At 62.7% G+C, this 1,577-nt stretch carries 2 protein-coding genes; both read right to left on the bottom strand.

Annotated elements, in window-relative coordinates; all coding sequences use genetic code 11:
* Positions 1–19: 19 nt before the first annotated feature.
* The gene (locus OC610_RS27085) at positions 20–616 is read right to left on the bottom strand and encodes a tRNA-uridine aminocarboxypropyltransferase (RefSeq protein WP_264432413.1); all 597 of its coding nucleotides are present in this window, start codon (positions 614–616) and stop codon (positions 20–22) included.
* Positions 617–618: 2 nt separating this feature from the next.
* Positions 619–1,512, bottom strand: coding sequence for a LysR family transcriptional regulator (locus OC610_RS27080; protein ID WP_264432409.1), 894 nt, complete (start codon positions 1,510–1,512; stop codon positions 619–621).
* Positions 1,513–1,577: the final 65 nt, after the last annotated feature.

Genomic DNA, 1,577 nt, shown 5'->3' with positions numbered 1-1,577 from the left:
AGGCCGGCAACCACACCACCTATTTTCCAGCATGATTACGCCGGAACGTCTCCTCCCCCATCGCCGCAATCTGCCCCTCGATCAACGCCTCGAACGGCCTCAGCAGCGGCTCGAAACTCGCCGGTGCCTCCAGGATCTGCAACGCCTGGACAATCGCCTCCACCGTCGACAGCGCCCCCGGCCCTGGCGCCTTGCGCAAGCGGTAGCGGGATACGCCGCCGTCGGCCAACGTCACCCTCGGCAGCGCCGCCAGCAGCGGATTGAGGTGCAGAATCTTGCGCGCCTTGCGCCAGGTGCCATCGGGCACGACCAACAGCAGCGGCTCATCGGACGCGCCATAGGTCTGGATCGGCTGTGCATCGTCAGCGGGAAACAACAAACGCGCCCGGTAACCCGGTTGGTTGAGCAGCCGGGGCAAATCCTCGAACACCTCGCCCACGATCAACTCGGCATTCGTCAGCCCCAACGCCGCCAGCCGCGCGGTGTTCAAGGCATGGTTCACTTCGCTGGGATGCTGCAACAGCAGAACGCGAGTACGGCTGTCGAGGCTGGGGATCAACGGGCACAGGCAATGGCTTTGTGGTCGTTGGCAGCGCGGGCAGTGAATTCTGGACATGGTCAGGCCTGGTTCAGTTGAGCTTTGAGCAAATCACGGAAGGTCTGGATTAGCGGCTCGCGGCTGCGGCCACGGCGAACGATCATCGAAAACGGCGCCTGATAACCAAACGTCGCCGGTAGCAGCACGCGCAAATCGCCCTTGTCGACCCAGGCCTGGGCGTAATGTTCGGGCAGATAGCCGATGTAGGCGCCCGACAGCACCAGGATCAACTGGGCTTCCATGCTCTCCACCGTCGCCGCACTGTGCTTGAAACCATGGCGGGCCAATTCGGCCTGGCTCCAGTAACCGCGCCCGACCATGCGCTGCTGGGTAATGACTTGTTCGGGGATGCGCCGTTCGGTGAACAGGGAATGGCGATTGCTGCAATACAACCAATGCTGCTCGCGGTACAGCGGCATGTAGACCAGCCCGCTCATGCGCGTGGAAAACGCGCCGATCGCCAGGTCCAGGCGGTTGTCCTGGACGCCGAGTTGCAGTTCATACGGGCTCAGGACCGACAGGTGCAGATGCACTGCCGGATGTTCCTGGCTGTACGCGCCGATGGCTTCGGCGAACGGCAAGGCCTTGTCGCTGACCGTGGAATCGATCACCCCCAGGTTCAACGTACCGCGCAGTTCCCCCTTGAGCGCGGCGGCGTATTGCTCGAAGCCTTCGAGCTCGCCGAGCAGGCGCAAGGTTTCCTGATGGAACAACTCGCCTTTGCTGGTCAGGCTGAACCCGCCCCGGCCGCGATGGCAGAGCACCAGGCCCAGGGCCGATTCGAGCTGGCTCATGTAGGTGCTGATGGCGGACGTGGAAAGGTTGAGCTCGTGCTGGGCGTTGGCGAACCCCTGGTGCCGGACCACGCTGACAAAAATGCGCAGCAGTTTCAGGTCGGGTAGAGGGTTGGCCATTGGGGGGTCTCCAGATTACGTATTGCAGAACATTCGTGACGAGAGAGTTTGCTCCCGCACTTCAC

It is taken from the genome of Pseudomonas agronomica, assembly GCF_025917275.1.
Lineage (GTDB): Bacteria > Pseudomonadota > Gammaproteobacteria > Pseudomonadales > Pseudomonadaceae > Aquipseudomonas > Aquipseudomonas agronomica.
Note: the sequence above shows the minus strand (reverse complement) of the source record. Positions and strands in the feature narration are given on the sequence as shown.